The following is a 21192-nucleotide window of genomic DNA, read 5'->3' on the forward strand; positions in this document are numbered from 1 at the left end:
GGGCATCGAGCGGCTCCTGCCCCGTGCTGCAACGGGGAGATCCCGGCCTTCGCTGGGGTGACGTTCACGGCGAGGCTCAGCAAGCGGGACCTCGGGTCAAGCCCGGGGTGACGTTTGAGGCGGAAGGGTTCACGACCTAACCCGCCACCCCACGCCCCCTCCCCACATCGGGGAGCATTTGCTACGGCAACCCCATGGCCGAACCGACCACCCCCCGCATCACCCGTCGCCGCCTGCTGATCGGGGGCGGGGCCGGGGTCGGGTTGATTGTCGCCTGGGGGCTGTGGCCGCGGCGCTATGGCGTCAATCTGGCGGCGGCGGAGGGGGAGAGCATCTTCGGCCCATATCTCAAGATCGGCGCCGATGGGCAGGTCACCGTCGCCGTGCCACAGGCGGAGCATGGGCAGGGCGTCTATACCGCCCTGCCGCAGATCGTCGCCGACGAACTGGGCGCGGACTGGCGCACCGTCGCGGTGGAGGCGGCGCCGATCAACCCGCTCTACGCCAATCCGCTGGCCGCTGGCATCCTGTTTGGTGACGCGCTGGCGCTGCTGCCCGCCGCTACCCGCGCGGCCCATGCCGAACGCACCGCGTTGATGCTGACCGCCGGGTCGACCTCGATCCGCCGGTTCGAAGCGCCGCTCAGGGAAGCCGGCGCGGCGGCACGCGTGTTGCTGTGCAAGGCGGCGGCGCGGGCATGGGGTGGCGACTGGCGCAGTTGCGGGACGGCGGACGGCTTCGTGGTGATGGGCGAACGCCGCGAACGCTTCGGCGTGCTGGCGGCAGCGGCGGCGGGCGAAAGCCTGCCCGGCGGCGAACTGCCCTACCGCGTCGGCGACGAAAAGCGGCTGGTCGGCACGGCGCAGCCGCGACTGGACGCCCCGGCCAAGGTCGATGGCAGCGCGACCTTCGCCGCCGATGTGCGCAAACCCGGCATGGTCTTCGCCTCGATCCGGCAGGGGCCGATCGGCGACACGCGGCTGCTGAGCATCGACAAGCCGGCGGCGGATGCCGTGCCGGGTGTCGTCAGCGTGGTGGAAACCGACCGCTGGGTCGCCGCTGCGGCCACGACCTGGTGGGCGGCGAACCGCGCGGTCGATGCGATGGCGCCGCGTTTCGAAACGCACGGGCTGGTCGACAATGCGTCGATCGCCACCGCACTCGACACCGCCTTGTCGGGGGAGGGGGCGCGGGTGCACGAGGCGGGCGACATCGACGCCGCGTTCACCGGCGGGCGGACGCAGACCGCGACGTACCGCGTTGCCGCCGCGCTGCACGGCGCGATCGAGCCGACCAGCGCCACCGCCGACTGGAGCGACGGCACGCTGACCCTGTGGATGCCGACCCAGGCGCCGACGCTGGCGCGTGCCGCCGCCGCCCGCGCGATCGGCATCGCTGAGGATCGGGTCGTGCTGCACCCGACCATCGCCGGCGGATCGTTCGGCGCGAACCTCGACCATCGCGTCGCCGAACAGGCGGCGGTGCTGGCGCGCAAGCTGGAAAAGCCGGTGCAGCTGACCTGGTCGCGCGGCGAGGATTGCCTCGCCGATCGCTACCGCGCGCCCGCCGCCGCGCGGATGACCGCGCGGTTGGGACGGGGCGGCACGATCCTGGGCTGGCGGGCACAGGTCGCGGCGCCGCGCACCGGCCGCGACCTGGCGCGGCTGCTGCTCGGCGGCGATGTCGCGGCGTCGCTGGCGATGGCATTGCCCGGCGACCGCGGCGATGCGCTGGCGACCGATGGCGCGGTGCCGCCCTATGGCATCCCCAACCTTGCGGTCGACCACCACCCCGCCGACCTGGGATTGCCCGCCGGATGGTGGCGGTCGGGCGCGCATAGCTACACCGCGTTCTTCACCGAATGTTTCCTCGACGAACTGGCCGGGTTCGCGGGGATGGAGGCGCATTCGTTTCGCATCGCGATGCTGGGCGGCGACGTGGCGCTGGCCCGCTGCCTGTCGACCGTCGCCACGATGGGCGGCTGGCAGGGCGGGGTGCCGGGCAGCGCGCAGGGCATCGCCTGCCACCGGATGCGGGGATCGGCCATCGCCTGCATGGCGGAGGCGCATATCGGCGACAACCAGCGGGTGAAGGTCGACCGGCTGGTCGTCGCGGTCGATTGCGGGCGGGTCATCAATCCTGACCTTGTGCGCCAACAGATCGAGGGCGGGCTGTTGTTCGGCATGGCGATGGCGACCGGCGCTTCGACCGGCTTTGCGGCCAATCTGCCCGATGTGCGCGGGTTCGGCGGCATGAACCTGCCGCGGCTTGCCGACAGTCCGGAGATCATGATCGAGATCGTCGACTCCGACGCCGATCCGGGCGGGGTCAGCGAACTGGCGGTGCCGGTGGTCGCCCCCGCCATAGCCAACGCGCTCCACGCCGCTACGGGTCGGCGCTATCGGTCGCTGCCGTTGCTGGGGTGAGGGCGGCGTAACGAAGAAGGATTAGATTTCGTGCAGAGACGCGGAGGCGCAGAGAGGTTGCGTTTGCAGTGCCGTCTCGTGATCGGAAGACTATGGTGGCCGCTATGCCATGGTGCTGCATGCGCTTACGCGCGAAACGATGCCGCCGGCGCATCCCCTCTGCGCCTCCGCGTCTCTGCGCGAACCACTTCTTCTTTTGAAATTGGGCGCGTAGCCCGCCCCAAAATACAGCTTGCCCCGAACCCCGGCGTCGCGCGTTAAACCGGCGCATGGAACGCCCCTCGAATCACCCCGCCATCCCGAAGCGCCGCATCGGCGTGCTGCTGATGAACCTCGGCACGCCCGACGATCCGTCGCCGCGCTCGGTCAAGCGTTACCTGGCGGAGTTCCTGTCCGACCGGCGCGTCGTGGAAATCCCGCCGATCGCGTGGCAGCCGATCCTGCGCGGCATCATCCTGAACACCCGCCCGAAGAAATCGGCCCATGCCTATCAGCAGGTATGGAGCGAGCACGGCTCCCCGCTCGCGGCGATCACCCGCGCGCAGTCGGAAGCGATGCAGGGGGCGTTCGGCGACGGCGTCGTGATCGACTGGGCGATGCGCTACGGCAATCCGTCGATCGCCAGCCGGATCGAGCATCTGCGCGAACGGGGCTGCGACCGCATCCTGCTCGCCCCGCTCTACCCGCAATATTGCGCAGCAACGACCGCGACGGCGAACGACAAGGCGTTCGCGCATCTGGCGAAACTGCGCTGGCAGCCGGCGATCCGCACCCTGCCGCCCTATTATGACGACCCGCTCTATATTAACGCGCTGGCGACGACGCTGCGCGAGGATCTCGCGAAGCTGACCTTCGAACCCGATGCGATCGTCGCAAGTTTCCATGGCATGCCCAGGCGTACCCTTGAAATCGGCGATCCCTATTACTGCCATTGCCAGAAGACCGCGCGGCTGGTGTCGGAGGCGCTGGGCCGTCCGCTGACCGTCGCGTTCCAGTCGCGATTCGGCCCGGCCAAATGGCTGGGCCCGGCGACCGACGAGACGCTGGTCGAACTGGCCAAGGCCGGCAAGCGCCGCGTCGCGATCTTCGCGCCGGGCTTTTCGGCCGACTGTCTGGAGACGCTCGAGGAACTGGCGATCCGCGGCAAGGAAAGCTTCGAGGAAGCCGGCGGGACCGATTTCGCCTATCTTCCGTGCCTGAATGCCGAGCCGACCGGTAATAAAATGTTGCGCAACATTATCGCGCGCGAACTTGCGGGTTGGATCGACCCGGCCTAGCAGGGGGTCAAACTTTCGTAGGAGAGAATGCATGGCACGGGTAGCGATCGTCACCGGCGGCACGCGCGGGATCGGTGAGGCGATCAGCCTTGCGCTCAAGGACATGGGCGTCACCGTCGCCGCCAACTATGCCGGCAACGACGAAAAGGCGAAGGCGTTCACCGACCGCACCGGCATTGCTGCCTTCAAGTGGGACGTGGGCGATTTCGAAGCGACCCAGGCCGGCGTGAAGGCGGTCGAGGAAGCGATCGGCCCGGTCGACATCGTCGTCAACAATGCCGGCATCACCCGCGACGGCACGCTGCTGAAGATGACGTACGACATGTGGGACGATGTCATCCGCACGAACCTGGGCGGCTGCTTCAATCTTGCCAAGGCGACCTTCCCCGGCATGCGCGACCGCAAATGGGGCCGCATCGTCAACATCGGCTCGATCAACGGGCAGGCGGGCCAGTACGGCCAGGTGAACTACGCCGCCGCCAAGTCGGGCATCCACGGCTTCACCAAGGCGCTGGCACAGGAAGGCGCGCGCTTCGGGGTCACGGTGAACGCGATCGCGCCGGGCTATGTCGATACCGACATGGTCGCGGCGGTCCCGGCCGACGTGCTCGAAAAGATCGTGGCGAAGATCCCGGTCGGTCGCCTGGGTCAGGCGAGCGAGATCGCGCGCGGCGTCGCGTTCCTGTGTTCGGAAGAGGGCGGCTTCGTCACCGGCTCGACGCTCAGCATCAACGGCGGCCAGCACATGTACTGACCGGGCGGCGCGGGGCGGCCATCGCCGTCCCGCTCTCCCCTTCAGCCGCGAAACACCACCGTCCGCGCGCCGTGCGGAAACACCCGGTCGTTCAGGTGCAGCCGCACCGCTTCGGCCAGTACGCGCCGTTCGATATCGCGGCCCTTGCGGATCAGGTCGTCGGGCGTGTCGGCATGGCTGATCGGCTCGACATCCTGATGGATGATCGGTCCCTCGTCCAAATCCGCCGTGACGTAATGCGCCGTCGCGCCGATCATCTTCACGCCCCGCGCATGCGCCTGATGATAGGGTTTCGCGCCCTTGAAACCGGGCAGGAAGCTGTGATGGATGTTGATGCAGCGCCCCGACAGGAACGCCGCCAGATCGTCCGACAGGATCTGCATATAGCGCGCGAGGACGACCAGTTCCGCGCCGCTATCCTCGACCAGCCGCTTGACCTGCGCCTCCTGCGCCGCCTTCGTCTCTCGCGTGACGGGCAGGTGGTGGAACGGAATGTCGCCGATCAGCGACCCGTGCAGCAATTCGCGCGGATGGTTGGACGCGACCGCGACGACCTCCATCGGCAATTCGCCCAGCCGCGCGCGATAGAGCAGATCGACGAGGCAATGGTCCCATTTGGACACCATCAGCAGCACCCGCTTGGGTGTCGCCTGATCGCGCAGCGACCACTCCATGCCCGACGCCTGCGCTATCGCCGCGAACTCGGTACGTAACTGGTCGATCGGCACGTCGGCGGTGAACGCGACCCGCATGAAGAACTGGCTGGAGAGCGCATCGTCGAACTGCTGCGCATCGACGATATTCGCGCCGCGCTCGGCGAGGAACCCGGCCACCTTCGCCACCAGCCCCGGCCGGTCCGGGCATTGCAGCCGAAGCGTGTAGATGCTGGTCAAGAAGCGTCCCCCCGTGTCGACCGGTGCTTGCGGTCGGTTGCGCCGCTGTGGCTGCATCGCGGTGGCGGGTAAAGATAGCGTTTGTATCGGGTGGGGTGGCGGGGTGTTGCCCTGCCTCGGTCCACGCGGGAAGGTGACGCCTCGGCCCCATGCCGTTCGGTTCGAGCAGCTTCGAGCTTGTCGAGAAGCGTCGGTCGAGAACCCGGTGCTTGGGGCAGCCCCTTCTCGACTTCGGTTCTCGACAGGCTCGAACCTGCGCTCGAAGCAAACGGATTGGGATGAGGGCAGCGTCAGGACGGCTGGCTCCATGGCCAGCCGGTTGTATATCGCGCGCGCCCGAACTCTGAGGATACGATGGAACCGTTCGTCCTGAGTAGCCGCTGAGCTTGTCGAAGCGGCGTATCGAAGGACCGCTGTGCGCAGATGCTTAGATACGGGTCTTCGACTTCGCTCAGCCCCTACTCAGCACGAACGGTCCTACTCAATGCTGCCCCCCTAGAACTTCACATCCGCCTGCACCGTAAACGCCCGGCCGCGCGGATCGGCGACGCGCGGTTCCCATGCGCCGCCCGACCCGGTGTTCGAATCATAGGTGATCGCAAATGGCGGATCGACGTCGAACAGGTTCTTCACCCCCAGCGTCAGGCGCGTCGCCTTGTTGCCGAGATTCAGGAAGCTGACCGCGAGGTTATAGGTCACATAGGGCTTCACATATTCGTTGAATCCCGGCCGCGTGACCGTGCCCGCCGCGATGCCCGGCAGCGCCTGGTTCTTGTATCCGTCGCGATACAGCTGGGTCAGCGCGATCGTCACCGCATCGTTGGTATAGCTGACGAACGCGTTGTGCTTCCACTTGAGGCTCAGGTCGCCGGCAAAGCTGAACACACCGATCAGGCTGGGACCATAGGGCGAATTCTCGGTCAGCTTTTCGCGCCGGCGCAGCATGTAGGTGCCGTCGATCCCGGCGAGGAAGCTGCCGCCCAGCCCGTCGACGCCGCCGCGCGCAGTCAGCTCGAGGCCCTGGGTGCGGCGCGCACCGGCATTGATCCAGCGCCGGTCGATCACGACCAGCTCGCCCGCCGGGTTGCGGAGGAAGCGATCGGCGAACAGTCCGGCATTGTCGATCAGCTCGCGTTCGGTCAGCAGCTGGATCGTGTCGTCGACATTGATCGCCCAGAAATCGACCGAGGCGCTGAACTTGGGCGCCGGCTGGATGACCACGCCCGCGCTGAACATCTTGGCGCTTTCCGGCCCCAGGTTCGGATTGCCGCCGGTATAGATGTTGGGCTGCACCGCCTGGCAGGCCGGGTTGGTCGTGTTGGGGATGCCGCCGGGGCAGCGCACCGGATCGGCGAGGTCGCGGCCCGAATAGGGTGAATCGGTCAGGCCGTTGAAGATCTGGTTGAAGGTCGGCACGCGGAACCCGGTGCTGAACGATCCGCGGAACATCAGCGGTTCCCACGGACGCCACTTCGCCGACACCTTGGGATTGGTGCTGGTGCCGAAATCGCCATAATCGTCGATGCGTGCCGCCGCGTTCAGTTCGAACCCGCGGAACAGCGGCAGCAGCAATTCGGCATAGGCGGCCTTCACCTGCCGGTTGCGCCGGCGCAGCGCGTTCACATTGTCGAATGCCGCGAGGAAGATGACCGGCGCGGCGGCGGCCGCCGCTTCCGATCCGTTGAAGCTGTAGGTTTCGCTGCGGAAATCGATGCCGGCGGCCAGCTGCGCCTTGCCGCCGGGCAGGCGGAACAGCGGGCCGGCGATCGAATAGTCGATCTGCTTCACCTCATAGCGCCCGCCGTACAGCGTCGCCCCTTCGGCCGACACGGCGGCAAGCCCCGCCAGCGCGGCGTCGCTCTGGTTGATCGAGAAGGGGTTGAGGATGCCGCTGTTGAGCAGCCCGGCAAGGCCCGGCCCGCTCGCCCCCGGCGCGGTCGGCGCCAGCGGGTCATAGGCGCCGCTGTTCAAAGTGCCGCGATAATAATAGCCGCTGCCCAGCGTCGAGCTGGCCTCGCTCTTGGCGTACGACCCGCCCGCGCGATAATCCCATCCGGCCCACAGCGGCCCTTCGGCGGCCAGCGTGACGCGAATCGTCTTGGTATCGGTTTCGTACTCGCGCGGGCCGCAGGCGATGCAGCGCCAGCGGAAGGCGATCGGCTTGCCGTAATTGGCGGCGACCGCCGGGAAGGTGCCGCGGATCGCATTATAGACCGCGTTATAGGTCGGCGCGGTCAGGCCGTTGAGCGGATACGCGACCTGGAAATTGGTCGTGTTGCTCGACACCTGCGCGTTGGAGAACAGCTTGGCCGAATTGGCGTTGGACCCGGTGACCTCGACCGAGAGCTGGTGATCCTCCGCCACGCGCGCGACGGCGCGGGCGAGGTAGGTCAGCGTCTTGATCGGCTGCTGGATCACCGCCGCGCGGCCCGTATCCCACGCGCAGGCATAGCGCGCCGACACGTTGTTCCACAGCGCGTCGTCATACGCCATGCCGCCGTCCATCGACTCGCATCCCGCCCCGCCGGGCAGGTCGAGGATGTTGATGCCGCCGGTCGCCGCCGTGGTGGTGCCGGGGATGACGAGGCCGTTCAGCAACTGCGCGGTTGCAGTCCCGCCCAGCAGCGTGCCGCCCGCCAGCGTGCTGCCTTGCAGGGTGGAGCGATTGAGCGGAAAGGCGGTGGCGATCGGCGTGCCGCGCGTGTCGACCGACAGGCCGCGCTCTGGCTGGTTGCCGTTCACGAAGTCGCGATTGGCGCCGAACAGGATGTTGTTCCAGCGATAGGCGACCGCGCCCATCACGTTGAACCCCTGATCGTCCAGATCGCCATAGCCGGCGATCGCCGACACGCGGTAGATCGCGCCATCGCCCTGTTCGGTGATGTCGCTCGCCCCCATCGCGCCGACGCCCTGGTAATCGGTGCGGGTGATGAAGTTGATGACGCCGCCGATCGCGTCGGTGCCATAGATTGCCGAGGCGCCGTCCTTCAGCACCTCGACCCGCTCGATCGCGGCGAACGGAATCTGGTTCACGTCGACCGCTGCGCCGGACAAGCCGTGCGCCGCGACGCGGCGGCTGTTGAGCAGGACGAGGGTCGCCGCCGACCCCTGACCGCGCAGGTTCGCCGCCGACAGCCCGTTGGTGCCGCGCTGCGCGCCTGTCGTCACATCGGCGTTGGAGGCGAGGTTGTCGGCGCCGGTGCCGTTGCTGGTCAGCAGGCCGATCAGCTGTTCCGGGCTGGCGATCGCGTTGCGTTCGATTTCGGCATTGCTGATGATCTGCAGCGGCAGCGAACTGTTATTGGGGTCGCGCTTGATCCGCGAACCGGTGACCAGGATTTCGCCGTCGTCCGCCTTCGACGCTTCCGAAGTTTGCACCGCGACACCGGTCGGCGTGGCCGCCTCCTGCGTCGTGACCCCCTCGCTGACCGTCTGTGCGCCAGCGCTTCCGGTCGCCATCATCGCGGCGAACAGCGATCCGCCCACCAGCATCATTGCCTTGCCAGCCCGCATAGTCTTGCCCCCAAGCCTGCGCCGCCATTCCCCGTGAGCGGCTGTCAGCAATAGTAAGCAACAAAAGCGTGGCGGTGCGGAAGGGGGCGTTCAGCGAGTTTTCACGGAACCGTAGCGTTACGGTAACACTCACCCAAATTTGATGGGAACGCCATAACGCCCGGCTATAGCGCGGCCGCCGCCGCCAGCAGCGCGGCGTCCATCGTCGGCGTGGCGGAGGTGCCGTCGGGATTGTCGTTGGCATAGAGCGCGAAGGTCAGCGTCTGCCCGCTCGCGGCCGTCATCGTGCCGGCCAGTGCCGACACGCCGCTCAGCGTGCCGGTCTTGGCGTGGATCTTCCCGGCGAGCGGCGTGTCGCGGAACCGGCGCGACAGCGTGCCGTCGACTCCGCCGACCGGCAGCGTCTCGATCCACCGCGCGCCCCAGGGTTGCGCCTGCGCCCAGGTCAGCAGCGTCACCATCGCGCGCGGGGTGACCCGGTTATAGGTCGACATGCCCGACCCGTCCGACAGGTCCCATGCGGACCGCGGTACGCCGGCCGATGCCATCATCGCCTCGACCCGCTTCAACCCGTCGCCGATCGACCCGCCGCCGCCGACGCGTCCGATCCGGCGCAGCAGCAGTTCGGCGTGCAGGTTCTGGCTGGCCTTGTTGGTGACCGTCACATCCTCGATCAGCGGTCCGGGCTGCAGGCGTGCCAACATCGGCGGCAAAGTGGCACCTTCGACGACCCCGCCATCCTCCTCCGCCCGGTGCGGCCGGTGGCGGACCGCCACGCTCCCGGTCACCCGGACACCCCGCTCGCGCAACAACTTCGCGAACATCCACGCCGCATGATGCGCCGCGTCCTCCACCCCGGTCCTGACCGTCACCCCCGGCCCCGGCGCGACCGTCCCCGACAGCCGCAACACGTCGCTCCCCGGCATCCGCTCGAACGCCACCGCATTGGTCGTGCCCACCCGTATCCGGTTGTCGATACGGTAATAATCCGACCCGCCGACTACCGCGCGGTCGCCCTTAGCGGTAACGGTCAGGACCAGTTCGTTGTCGTCCAGCGTCAGCGCGGAGGTGGCGGTGCCATAGCGCCCGGCCATGTTGTTCCACCCCATGCCGGGCGACCAGCGCTGGTCGGGAAAGCGGCTGTCGTCGCCGATCACATCGCCCACCACCCGGGTCTTCGCCGCCACCGCATCGGCCAGCGTCGCCAGGCAGTCGACCTGGCAATCCGCCGCGCTCGACAGCCGCGCATCGCCCGCCCCCACCAGCACGACGTCGCGTCCCTCCATCCGCACCCCCGCGCCGCCATCGTCGGCGGCGTCGAGCGGCAGGGTGGCAAAGCTCGCCAGCGTCGTGAAAATCTTGGTATTCGAAGCAGGTACGAAGCGCCGGTCCGGCTCGATCGCTACCTGTTCGACGCCCGCGGCATCGCGCACCACCATGCCGAAACGGGTGCCGGCCGGTGCCTTGGCCAGCGCCGCGCGCACCGCCGTCTCCACCGCCGGATCGGGCGCCGCCGCCGCCAGCATGGCGCCCGCCGCTCCGATGATGATCGCTTGTATCGTCTGCATGAGCGGCATCCTACGCCGCCCCCCGGTCCGCGCAACCGTTGGACGCGCGCGGTATAGCCGGTACACATGGAGCCATGCTCGTCCGTCTCCTGCTCGCGCTGCTGCCCCTGCTGCTGATCGCTGCCGACCGGCCGGCGGCCGGCGCGGAGGCGGTGCTGATCCGGGGTGCGCGGGTGTTTGACGGCACCGGAGCGCCGGCGGTGGCGGGGGATGTGCTGATCGTCGGCGACCGGATCGCTGCGGTCGGACCCCGGCTGAAGCGACCGCGCAGGGCGCGGGTGGTCGATGCGCGCGGGCTGACGCTGCTGCCCGGGCTGCACGACCTGCACACCCATTTGCGCGCGTCGGGCTATGGCAGTCCCGACGATCTGGGCAAGGCGTGGGGCTCGCATCTGGCGAACGGGATCACCAGCGCCAACGATTTTTCGCTGTCGGGTGAGATGCTTGCGCCGATCCGCGCCATTGCCGCCGATGGGACCATTCCCACGCCGCGGCTGAACCTCGCCATCCGGTTGGGTGTGCCGGGCGGACATGGCACCGAATATGGCTGGGGCAGCTTCTTCACGCTGACCGCGACGACCCCGCGCGCGGCGCATGTCGCGATGAAGACCGCGCTGGCGTACCGGCCCGACGTCATCAAGGTGTTCGCCGATGGCTGGCGCTACGGCCGCTCGCCCGATCTGGCCAGCATGAACGTGCCGACACTGGCGGCGATCGTCGCGGATGCCCATGCGGCGGGGCTGCCGGTCATTACCCATACGGTGACGCTGGCGGGGGCGAAGGTCGCCGCCGCCGCCGGGGTCGATGCGCTGGGGCATGGCATCGGCGACGCGCCGGTCGATGCCGAGCTGATCGCGCTGATGAAAGCGAACCACGTCGCTTATGTACCGACCCTGGTGGTGTACGAACCGCAGCAGAACCGGACGTTCGTACCGCTGGAGTGGCGGCACCTCGCCGCGCCGGAACGGGCGGCGGAGGCGGCGCGGATGGCCCGCCCGGTCGAGGCGATCCCCGAACTGGAATCGAAGCGCTGGGCGATCCTGCAGGCCAATGTCCGCGCGCTGCACGCGGCGGGTATCCGCATCGGCGTCGGCACCGATGCCGGGATCGGCGGCGTTTATCACGGGTCGAGCGCGGTGCGGGAGACGCGACTGCTGGCCGGACTAGGGCTGACGCCGGCCGAGGCGCTGGTCGCGGCGACCGGCGGGGCGGCGGACATCTTGCGCCAGCGCGACCATGGCCGGATCGCGGTCGGTCAGCGGGCCGACCTGATACTGGTTGGCGGGCGGCCGGACGTGTCGATCGACGACCTGCACGATGTTCGTCGGGTGTTCGTCGCCGGGCGGGAGATGCCGCTCGAGGCGTTGCGGCAGCGGATCAATTCGTCCGAGGCGACGCCGATGCCGGTGCACGCGATGGCCGGGCCGATCGATACCGGCGCGCGGGGCGACGGGCGGACCGATCTCGACACGCTGCCGGTCGAAAGCACCGAGCCGGGGACCGATCACAGCCGGCTCGACATCGTGCGGCCCGATCGTCCGCACGATCCGCACCTGTTCGCGGTGGCGCGGCTGGGCGCGGCGGACCGGCCGTTCGCCGCGTTGGTGCTGCCGTTGACGAAGGGGGCGATCGACGTTGCCGACGCACGCGGCTTTACCGGCATCGCGTTCGAGGCGCGCGGGGCCGGCCGCTACGGTGTCGCCTTCGACGTCTATGGCGCGCGCGGGGCGGGGCGGGCGTTGTTCGAAGCGAGCGGCGAGCGGCGGGAAATCCGGCTGCCGTTCAGCGCCTTTGCCAGTGGCGACGCGCCGCTCGACGTCACCCGGCTACGCAGCGTCGCCTTTCGCCTGACCGGGGAGCCGGGTGGGCGGGCGTGGCTCGAACTGGCGAAGGTCCGCTTCTACCGCTGAACGCTACGCGGCACGGTCAGCGCAAAGGCCAGCACCACCGCGAAGGACAGGCATGGCACCAGCATCGCGGTCTGGATTGAGACGATGCCATGGCTCAGCCAGCCCATCAGCGGTGGGAACACCGCCCCGCCGATCACCGCCATCACGATCAGCGGCGCCCCCAGCGGTGCGCGAGGTCCCAGGTCGCGGACGCCGAGCGAGAAGATGGTCGGGAACATGATCGACATGAAGAAGCTGCTGAGCGCCAGCGCATAGATGGCGGTCATGCCATGGGCGAGGGCCGCGACCAGCATCAGCGCGATATTGGCGATGGCGAAGGCGGCCAGCAGCCGCGTGGCGGCGATGCGGTGCATCAGGATCGTGCCGATCAGCCGTCCGGCGAGGAACAGCGCGAGGCTGATCGACAGTAGATAGGCCGCCTGTCGTTCGGGCGTGGCCGGGCTGATCGTCTTCACCACGTCGATGAAGAAGCTCCACACCCCGACCTGCGCGCCGACATAGAAGAATTGCGCGACGACTGCCCAGCGCAGGGCGCGGACGCCCCATACCGACCGCAGCCCCTGCCAGGGGTTGCCGCCGGTCTCGCGCGGCACGTCGGGCAGGCGGACGATGGCGACGGCCAGCGCGATCAGCACCACGATGCCGGCGAGCACGAGATAGGGCAGCTGCACCATCTGCGCCTCGGCCGCGCGATAGGCGGCAAGGGCGGCGGGAGACATGGCGTCGAGGGTCGCGCTGTCATGCTCGACGCCCGAGAAGATGAAGCGGGCGCCGATGACCGGGGCGATCGCGCCGCCGAGGCCGTTGAACGCCTGCGCGAGGTTCAGCCGCTGTTCGGCACGCGCCGGATCGCCGAACGCGACGATATAGGGATTGGCCGCGGTTTCGAGGAACGCCGCGCCCGAGGCGATGACGAACAGCGCGCCCAGGAACGCGGCATATTCGCGGACCTCCGCCGCCGGATAGAAGAGCAACGCGCCGACCGCGTAGAAGCCGAGCCCCGCGAGGATGCCCGCGCGATAGCCGAAGCGGCGCAGCACCAGCCCGGCGGGCAGCGCCATCACGAAATAGCCGATATAGAAGGCGAACTGGACGAGGCCCGCCTGCGCGCGATTGAGGTCCAATGCCTTCTGGAATTGGCGGATCAGCAGGTCGTTGAAATTATTGGCGACCGCCCAGAGGAAGAACAGGCTGACCACCACCGCGAAGCCGGCGGCATAGCCCGGCGTCACGAAGCGCCGCCCGGTCCCGGTATCGGCGGCGGCGGGCGGGGCGGCGGGGGGCATCATGGATGGTCGCTCAGGGCGAAGATCGGCGTCATCGGCGTCCAGCGGCTGCCGTCCGGCGCGGCTGGCAGCGCGCGTTGGAACCGGCCCATCCGCGCCTCCCATGCCGCGACCTCCGGATCGGCGGCGTCGGCATTCGCCTTGGCCGCGGGATCGAAATCGGGGGCGACGGTCATCGTCATTACGAGGCGCGTACCGGTGCGGAAAATCTCCATCTGCTGAACCCCCGAAGCGCGGATCGCGGCCAGCACGGGCGCGGGCACGTTGCCGGGCTGGTGCCAGCGTTCATACTCCGCGATTGCCGCCGCATCGTCGACCAGGTCAAGGGTCAGGACGCGGATCATGCGTTCGACCAGCCGCCGTCGATCACATGGACCGCGCCGGTGGTGTAGGACGATGCGTCGGAGGCGAGGTACAGCGCCAGCTCGGCAATCTCCTCGGCACGGCCCAGCCGCCCCATCGGCTGGCGCGCGGTAAACGCGGCGCGGGCGGCCTCCGCATCGCCGGTCGCGGCCATGCGTTCTTCGAGCGAGGGCGACTGGACCGTGCCGGGGCAGATCGCGTTGCAGCGGATACCAGACCCCACGAAATCGAGCGCGACCGATTTGGTGAGGCCGATCACCGCCGCCTTCGACGCGGTATAGACGAAGCGGTTCGGCACCGCGATCACATGGCTGGCGACCGAGGACATGTTGACGATCGATCCGCCGCCGTTCGCGATCATCGCCGGCAGCAGCGCGCGGATCAGGCGAAATTGCGAGCGGACGTTCAGGTCGAAGCTGAAGTCCCAATCGACTTCCTCGGTCGTCAGGATCGTGCCGGCATGGACGAAGCCCGCGCAGTTGAACAGGATGTCGACCGCGCCGACCTGCCCGGCAAAGTCCTTGATCGCCTGGCCGTCCATCAGATCGACGGCATGCGCCTCGCAGCCCTCCAGCGTCGCCAGCGCGTCGGCGTTGATGTCCAGTGCGAGGACGCGGGCGCCTTCGCGAGCGAACAGTTCGGCGGCGGCGCGGCCGATGCCCTGCGCCGCGGCGGTGACGATGGCGGTCTTGCCAGACAGGCGGGTCATGCGGTCTCCGTAGGGATGGGGGCGTCGGCGCGGATCAGGCCGGCGTCGATCAGGTCGGTCCATAGCGCGGGCGGCAGCGGCATTGTCGCCAGCGTCGTCGCCTGCGCCACCTCGTCCGCGTCCGCCATGCCGGGGATCACCGCGGTCACGACCGGATGCGCCATCGGGAATTGCAGCGCGGCGGCGGCCATCGGGACCGCATGGCGCGCACAGATCGCGGCGATGGCGTCGACCCGGCGGGTGACGTCGGCGGGCGGCGCCTCGTAATTGTAGCGCGCATCCGGCCCGGCGCCCGAGGCGAGGATACCCGAATTATAGGGGCCGCCGACGATCACCTGCACGCCCTTGGCCGCGCAGCGTGGGAGCAGCGTGTCGAGCGCGGCCTGTTCGAGCAGCGTGTAGCGCCCGGCCAGCAGGATGACGTCCAGTTCGATCCGGTCGAGCAGTTCCTCGCACACCGCGATCTCGTTCACGCCGATGCCGATCGCGCCGACCACACCCGCATCGCGCAGGCTGCGCATCGCCGGATAGCCGCCGTCGAGAAAGGTCGCCATCTGCGCCGGGGCGTCCGCGCCATGGGTCAGCGCGCCCAGATCATGCGCCAGCAACAGGTCGATCCGGTCGCGGCGCAGCCGGTCGCGGCTGGCGTCGAACGAGGAGAGCACGCCGGCGCGCGAATAGTCGAACGCGCTTTCGACCGGTTCGGGGGAGACGAACCCCTGTCGCTCGGCGGACAGGTCGCGGTCGGGGGCCGGGCGCAACACCCGGCCGACCTTGGTCGAAACGAACGCCTGCCCATCGGGATCGAGCGCGGCCAGCGCCCCGCCCAGCCGCCGTTCGGACAGGCCGAAGCCGTAATGCGGCGCGGTATCGAAGCAGCGAATGCCCCGATCCCAGGCGGCGTCGATCGTGGCACGGGCGGCGTCATCACCGACCGGCCGATACAGGTTCCCGATCGCGGCCCCGCCAAAACCCAGCTTGGCGGGGACCAGCCCGTGCATCATCACCTATCCTCTCTCCGCATATATTCGCGAAGAAATTTCACCTGTCAAAACGATTTGGATCAGTAGACGACGACCGAGCGGATGCTCTCCCCGGCGTGCATCAGGTCGAACCCCTTGTTGATATCCTCCAGCTCAAGGACATGGGTGATCATCGGGTCGATCTCGATCTTGCCGTTCATATACCAGTCGACGATCTTCGGCACGTCGGTCCGGCCCTTGGCTCCGCCGAACGCGGTGCCGCGCCAGTTGCGTCCCGTCACCAGCTGGAAGGGGCGGGTGGCGATTTCCTTGCCCGCTTCGGCCACGCCGATGATGATGCTGGTGCCCCAGCCACGATGGCACGCCTCCAACGCCTGGCGCATGACGTCGGTATTGCCGGTGCAATCGAACGTATAGTCCGCCCCACCATCGGTCAGCGCGACGAGGTGCTGGACGAGGTCGCCGGATACGTCCTTCGGGTTCACGAAATGGGTCATGCCGAAGCGACGGCCCCATTCCTCGCGGTCGGGGTTGATGTCGACGCCGACGATCATGTTCGCGCCGGCCATCTTCGCGCCCTGCAGCACGTTCAGCCCGATACCGCCCAGGCCGAAGACGATGATATTGTCGCCCGGTGCGACCTTGGCGGTGTTGACCACCGCGCCGACGCCGGTGGTGACGCCGCAGCCGACATAGCAGCTGGTCTGGAACGGCGCGTCCTCGCGGATCTTCGCGACCGCGATCTCGGGCAGGACGGTGAAGTTCGAGAAGGTCGAGCAGCCCATATAATGGTAGATCGGCTGCCCCTTGTAGCTGAAGCGGGTCGTGCCGTCGGGCATCAGCCCCTTGCCCTGCGTCGCGCGGATTGCGGTGCACAGGTTGGTCTTGCCCGACAGGCACGACTTACACTGGCGGCATTCGGGGGTGTAGAGTGGAATGACGTGGTCGCCGACCGAGACACTGGTCACGCCGGCGCCGACTTCGCGAACGATGCCCGCGCCCTCATGGCCCAGCACGCTGGGGAAGATGCCTTCCGAATCCAGCCCGTCGAGCGTGTAGGCGTCGGTATGGCAAATGCCGGTCGCCATGATCTCGATCAGTACCTCGCCGGGCTTCGGGCCTTCGAGGTCGAGCTCGACGATTTCGAGGGGGCGCTTCGCTTCGAAAGCGACGGCGGCGCGGGTCTTCATGGGGCGTCTCCTTATCGCGTGCGGCGTAGCGGGCGGGGATGGGTATCGGCAAGGGGCCGCCGGGGCTATCGTTCGCACGATCGGGCGGAAGGGAGGACAGATGCGCAGGATTTTCACGATCGCCATGCTGGTGCTGGGCGGATGTGCGACGGGGGACGGCGGGGTGCCGATGACCGCGATCTATTCGCCGCCGGTCCGGCCGGGCGGTACGGGGCAGATGATGTTCCTGCCGACGGGCAAGCCGCTGGCGCTGCCGATCGAGGCGTTGCCGCACGCATCGGCATTCGTCGGTGGCAAGGGCGTGTTCGGCGGCGAACCCGTGCTGGCCGATGCCGCAACGTGCCGGGCGCGGCTGACCGCCATCGCGACGCGGGCGGCGCGGCGTTATCCGGCGGCGAGCGGGATCACGATGATGCGGGAGGATGAACTGACGATCCTTGGCCCCTGGACGCAGCCGATGCGGGTGTTGCGGTTCCGTTGCGAGGGTGAGCGGATGGTGCGCGAGGACGGCATGGTCGTGCCGCATGCCCAGATGCCGTCGCCGCCACCGGTCGCCATCCGGCGATGAAGCACGGCTGGGTTCTGCTGGCGGCGGCGCTCTCGGGGTGTGCCGGCGGCGACTATCGGCCGGTCAGCGATGCGGCGGTCAAGATCGGCGCGCCGTACCGGGTGCGGGGGACGACCTATGTCCCGGCGGTCGATCCGAGCTACGACATGCTGGGGCTGGCCAGCTGGTATGGCAGCGAGTCGGGCAGGCGGACGGCCAATGGCGAGCGGTTCCGGCCGGGCGGGGTGAGCGCGGCGCACACCACGCTGCCGCTGCCGAGCTATGTCGAGGTGACCGCGCTCGACACCGGGCGGCGGATATTGGTGCGAGTCAACGATCGCGGGCCGTTTGCCGGGCGGCGGCGAATCCTCGACCTGTCGAAGGGTGCCGCCGAGGCGCTGGGCGCGCGCGGGCAGGGTGTAGTCCCGGTTCGCGTGCGGGTGGTGTCGCCCAGCGAGCGCGACCGGGCACGGCTGCGCCGGGGCAAGGCGGCGCGCGAATTGCCGCCGGTGGACGAGGCGACGCGGGCCAATTTGCGGGCGCAGCTGCGGGCGAGCGGGCTGTAGCGGCGGTCCAAAGTTCACTAAGTTCACACTAGTGACGTAGTTGCGTGGCGTTCGGTTCGGGGGCGGGGTCTGCTGACCGGCAGGCCGCGGCGTGGGTCAAAGTTCACTAAGTTCACACTCGCCGCGTTTTCGTCGCGTGTTCGCATCAGGCGCGCCGGAGCGACAGGCGGGCGATGCTCCAGGTCGGGACGCGCACCGCGAACATCGTCGTCACCCCGGGCTCGATCCGGGGTCCCGCTGATCCCGCTGCCGTTGGAGAGAAGCGGGACCCCGGGTCGAGCCCAGGGTGACGGGAGGTAGTGCCGAATTGCCGACCGTATCGGCTTCGGTTGTATGGCGGCGATGTCAAAGAGCGTCGGGTAGACGAGCCCGGTGCGATCGTGTCGTGCCGGCGCGTTGTAGGAAAGTGGTTATTGGGCCTGCATGCCGGCCAGCCTTTTGTCCTGTTCGGCCTGTACCGGGACGCCGAGCGCGGTGCGCAGACGCAGAAAGGGCGGCCTCTTGCGGGGCCGCCCTTTTTTTCTGCCAGCGCCATGGGCGAAGCCGGCTTCGAGGTCGACCATGCCCCCGGCATGGTCTGCGGAATGCGGGGCATTCCGCACCTCGAAACCCGTCGGTCGGGGCCTCGGCCCCGCCGGCCGGTCGCGCTGAGGTGGTGCCTTGGTCCAGCTTTGCTGGACCTTGGCTCAGCGCGACGTCAGCGCGAGTAGAATTCCACCACCAGGTTCGGTTCCATCTTCACCGGATAGGGCACTTCGTCCAGCGTCGGAACGCGGGTGAAGGTGACCTTGGTGCCGTCGGTGCCGATGTACTCGGGCACGTCACGCTCGGCGAGGGTCTGCGCTTCGAGGACCAGCGCCATTTCCTGCGCCTTGGTGCCCAGCGAGATTTCGTCGCCGACATAGCAGCGGCGCGACGCGATGTTGCACTTCACGCCGTTGACGCGGACGTGGCCGTGGCTGACCAGCTGGCGCGCGGCGAACACGGTCGGCGCGAACTTCGCACGGTACACGATCATGTCGAGGCGCTGTTCGAGCAGGCCGATCAGGTTCTGACCGGTGTCGCCCTTCATGCGCGACGCTTCTTCATAGGTGCGCTTGAACTGCTTTTCGGTGACGTCGCCGTAATAGCCCTTCAGCTTCTGCTTCGCGCGCAGCTGGATGCCGAAGTCCGACATCTTGCCCTTGCGACGCTGACCGTGCTGGCCGGGGCCATATTCACGCTTGTTCACCGGGCTCTTGGGACGACCCCAGATATTCTCGCCAAGGCGGCGATCGAGCTTGTACTTGGCGCTGGAGCGCTTCGACATGGGTATTTCCAATGCAATCTGGTATGACGTTTGACCGTCCGGGGACGATCGCGGCTCCCGGTCTTCGCCTCCGACCTGGGTCGGGGCCACCGCTTCACCGGGAATGCGGGGCCGAATTGCGAAGCGGCGCGGTTAGCCGGGTGCGTGCAAGGAGTCAAGCTGGACAGGGCGGGCGTGGCACGCCACAGCATTCGGCCATGACGATCCTTCCCGGCCCCCAGTGCACCACCATGACCGAAGTCCGCGCCGGCGTGGACGCCCTCGACCGCGAACTGGTCGCGCTGCTGGCCCGGCGCTTTGCCTATATGGACGCGGCGGCGCGGATCAAGCCGGGGCGCGAGGCGGTGCGGGACGAGGGGCGCAAGGCTGAGGTCATTGCGAACGCGCGGGCGGCGGCGGTCGCGATGGGCGTGCCGGAGGATGTCGTGGCGGAGCTGTGGGAGCGGCTGGTCGAGGGGTCGATCGCGTATGAGTTGGCGCGGTTCGACGCTATGCGGGGGTAGGTCCTTTCCCATTCCCTACTCCGTTTGCTTCGAGCGCAGGTTCGAGCCTGTCGAGAACCGTAGTCGAGAAGGGGGTGCCCCAAGCGGCGCGTTCTCGACGGACGCTTCTCGACAAGCTCGAACCTGCTCGAACCGAACGGATTTCGAGTATTATCGCCGCCGTTTCGCCCCATCCAGCGCCGACAGCACCCCGCGCATCGTCCGCACTTCCTGCGACGTCCAGCCGGCCTTCGTCAGCAGCGTCCTGAGCGTCCGGCGCGAGGTCGCCGCGCGTTCGGGGGGATAGAAGAAGCGCGCGGCTTCCAGCATGTCGTCGAGCTGGCCGATCATGCCCTCCAACTCCTGGTGCGGGGCGGGGGCGCCCAGGTCGACGGTCGGCGGGCTGGCCAGCCCTTCGCCCTTCGACCATTCGTACGCGACGAGGATCACCGCCTGGGCGAGGTTGAGCGAGCCGAATTCGGGGTTGATCGGTACGGTCAGGATGGTGCGGGCCAGCGCGACGTCGTCGGTTTCGAGGCCGGAGCGTTCGGGGCCGAACAGGATCGCCGAGCGGCCCGGTTCGGCGCGGATCGCCTGCGCGGCGGCTTCTGGGGTGACGACCGGCTTGGTGATGCCGCGCTTGCGGACGGTGGTGGCGTAGACATGCGCGCAGTCGGCGACCGCTTCGGCGACGGTGTCGTAGACGGTGGCGTCACGCAGCACCTGGTCGGCGCCGCTGGCGGCGGGGCCGGCTTCGGGATTGGGCCAGCCGTCGCGCGGGGCGACGAGGCGCATTTCGACGAGGCCGAAGTTCAGCATGGCGCGCGCGGCCTTGCCGATATTCTGGCCGAGTTGCGGGCGGACGAGGACGATGACGGGTGGCTTCCCGACATCTTCGGCTTTCTCGCCGTTTGTCCTGAGTAGGGGCTGAGCCTGTCGAAGACCCGTATCGAAGGACTTGCGGGCAAGCGCGCTGACGGTAGCCCAATCGGCACCTATCAGCGCTTTTTTCTTCGCACGCGACCATCCCTTCAGGCGGGTTTCGGCGGCGACTGCTTCCTCGCGCGTGGGGAAGCTCTCGCTCCAGACCAGTTCGACGGGCAGCCGGCTGGCAGTAAAACCCGGAATTTCGCCGGACTGATGCTGTGCGATCCGCCGTTCCAGATCGTCCGTATGCCCGACATAATATTTTCCGTCGGCGCAATGGAGCATGTACGTGGCGAAACTCATGGCGGTCCTTCGATACGCGTCTTCGACTTCGCTCAGCCGCTACTCAGGACGAACGGTGGCGGGAAGGCTGATGTCCTACTGCCCGAACCGGATGGGGGGAAGGGGGTGCCCCAAGCGACCTACCCCTCTTCTCGACAGGCTCGAAGCTGCTCGAACTGAACGGAGTGGGCAGGGGCAGGGGCAGGG

The 21192-nt window shown here is 68.3% G+C and carries 18 protein-coding genes; 7 read left to right on the top strand and 11 right to left on the bottom strand.

Annotated features, from left to right (window positions below; genetic code table 11):
* The first annotated feature begins 194 nt into the window (after positions 1-194).
* From CA237_RS12695 to phbB, 3 genes are all read left to right on the top strand, one after another.
* Complete coding sequence (locus tag CA237_RS12695) at positions 195-2426, top strand: molybdopterin cofactor-binding domain-containing protein (RefSeq protein ID WP_066688824.1); 2232 nt, start codon at positions 195-197, stop codon at positions 2424-2426.
* Between the two features lie 269 nt (positions 2427-2695).
* The gene (hemH, locus tag CA237_RS12700; protein ID WP_126014276.1) at positions 2696-3703 is read left to right on the top strand and encodes a ferrochelatase; all 1008 of its coding nucleotides are present in this window, start codon (positions 2696-2698) and stop codon (positions 3701-3703) included.
* A gap of 31 nt (positions 3704-3734) precedes the next feature.
* Entirely contained in the window at positions 3735-4457 is a 723-nt protein-coding gene (gene phbB, locus CA237_RS12705) for an acetoacetyl-CoA reductase (protein ID WP_126014278.1), read from the top strand.
* A 41-nt stretch (positions 4458-4498) separates the two neighbouring features.
* On the opposite strand, the gene purU is transcribed toward phbB, so the two are convergent.
* From purU to dacB, 3 genes are all read right to left on the bottom strand, one after another.
* Complete coding sequence (purU, locus tag CA237_RS12710; RefSeq protein WP_066688996.1) at positions 4499-5350, bottom strand: formyltetrahydrofolate deformylase; 852 nt, start codon at positions 5348-5350, stop codon at positions 4499-4501.
* Between the two features lie 495 nt (positions 5351-5845).
* The gene (locus tag CA237_RS12715) at positions 5846-8863 is read right to left on the bottom strand and encodes a TonB-dependent receptor (RefSeq protein WP_126014280.1); all 3018 of its coding nucleotides are present in this window, start codon (positions 8861-8863) and stop codon (positions 5846-5848) included.
* A gap of 164 nt (positions 8864-9027) precedes the next feature.
* Positions 9028-10431 carry a D-alanyl-D-alanine carboxypeptidase/D-alanyl-D-alanine-endopeptidase gene (gene dacB / locus CA237_RS12720; protein ID WP_066688813.1) on the bottom strand — a complete coding sequence of 468 codons (1404 nt, stop codon included), beginning with the start codon at positions 10429-10431 and terminating at the stop codon, positions 9028-9030.
* Between the two features lie 74 nt (positions 10432-10505).
* On the opposite strand from dacB, the gene CA237_RS12725 reads away from it, so the two are divergent.
* Entirely contained in the window at positions 10506-12341 is a 1836-nt protein-coding gene (locus CA237_RS12725; RefSeq protein ID WP_126014282.1) for an amidohydrolase family protein, read from the top strand.
* Here the strand turns inward: CA237_RS12725 and fucP are convergent.
* From fucP to CA237_RS12750, 5 genes are read right to left on the bottom strand one after another with little or no spacing between them, the layout of a single operon-like run.
* Positions 12332-13630, bottom strand: coding sequence for an L-fucose:H+ symporter permease (gene fucP, locus CA237_RS12730; RefSeq protein ID WP_241215491.1), 1299 nt, complete (start codon positions 13628-13630; stop codon positions 12332-12334). The genes CA237_RS12725 and fucP overlap by 10 nt on opposite strands.
* Entirely contained in the window at positions 13627-13971 is a 345-nt protein-coding gene (locus CA237_RS12735; protein ID WP_126014284.1) for an L-rhamnose mutarotase, read from the bottom strand. Before CA237_RS12735 ends, fucP begins: the two co-directional genes overlap by 4 nt.
* Positions 13968-14699 (bottom strand): SDR family oxidoreductase, encoded by a 732-nt coding sequence (locus CA237_RS12740; protein WP_126014286.1) that lies wholly within the window; start codon positions 14697-14699, stop codon positions 13968-13970. The genes CA237_RS12735 and CA237_RS12740 overlap by 4 nt, the downstream gene beginning before the upstream one ends.
* The gene (locus CA237_RS12745; protein ID WP_241215492.1) at positions 14696-15703 is read right to left on the bottom strand and encodes an aldo/keto reductase; all 1008 of its coding nucleotides are present in this window, start codon (positions 15701-15703) and stop codon (positions 14696-14698) included. The genes CA237_RS12740 and CA237_RS12745 overlap by 4 nt, the downstream gene beginning before the upstream one ends.
* Before the next feature lie 59 nt (positions 15704-15762).
* Positions 15763-16872, bottom strand: coding sequence for an S-(hydroxymethyl)glutathione dehydrogenase/class III alcohol dehydrogenase (locus tag CA237_RS12750; RefSeq protein ID WP_126014288.1), 1110 nt, complete (start codon positions 16870-16872; stop codon positions 15763-15765).
* A gap of 100 nt (positions 16873-16972) precedes the next feature.
* On the opposite strand from CA237_RS12750, the gene CA237_RS12755 reads away from it, so the two are divergent.
* A complete protein-coding gene (locus CA237_RS12755; RefSeq protein ID WP_066688804.1) occupies positions 16973-17440 on the top strand; it encodes a hypothetical protein in 468 nt (155 codons plus the stop codon).
* A complete protein-coding gene (locus CA237_RS12760; protein ID WP_066688802.1) occupies positions 17437-17985 on the top strand; it encodes a septal ring lytic transglycosylase RlpA family protein in 549 nt (182 codons plus the stop codon). The genes CA237_RS12755 and CA237_RS12760 overlap by 4 nt, the downstream gene beginning before the upstream one ends.
* A gap of 410 nt (positions 17986-18395) precedes the next feature.
* On the opposite strand, the gene CA237_RS19695 is transcribed toward CA237_RS12760, so the two are convergent.
* A complete protein-coding gene (locus CA237_RS19695; RefSeq protein WP_157092687.1) occupies positions 18396-18548 on the bottom strand; it encodes a hypothetical protein in 153 nt (50 codons plus the stop codon).
* 134 nt (positions 18549-18682) lie between these two features.
* The gene (rpsD, locus tag CA237_RS12765; RefSeq protein WP_066688799.1) at positions 18683-19294 is read right to left on the bottom strand and encodes a 30S ribosomal protein S4; all 612 of its coding nucleotides are present in this window, start codon (positions 19292-19294) and stop codon (positions 18683-18685) included.
* A gap of 197 nt (positions 19295-19491) precedes the next feature.
* On the opposite strand from rpsD, the gene CA237_RS12770 reads away from it, so the two are divergent.
* On the top strand, positions 19492-19797 hold the full coding sequence (locus tag CA237_RS12770) for a chorismate mutase (RefSeq protein WP_066688797.1): 306 nt from the start codon (positions 19492-19494) through the stop codon (positions 19795-19797).
* Between the two features lie 150 nt (positions 19798-19947).
* On the opposite strand, the gene CA237_RS12775 is transcribed toward CA237_RS12770, so the two are convergent.
* Positions 19948-21006, bottom strand: a complete 1059-nt coding sequence (locus CA237_RS12775; protein ID WP_084401341.1) for a TrmH family RNA methyltransferase — start codon at positions 21004-21006, stop codon at positions 19948-19950.
* Between the last annotated feature and the right edge of the window lie 186 nt (positions 21007-21192).

The sequence above is a fragment of the Sphingomonas sp. ABOLH genome (assembly GCF_003951715.1).
Classification (GTDB): Bacteria; Pseudomonadota; Alphaproteobacteria; order Sphingomonadales; family Sphingomonadaceae; genus Sphingomonas; species Sphingomonas hankookensis_A.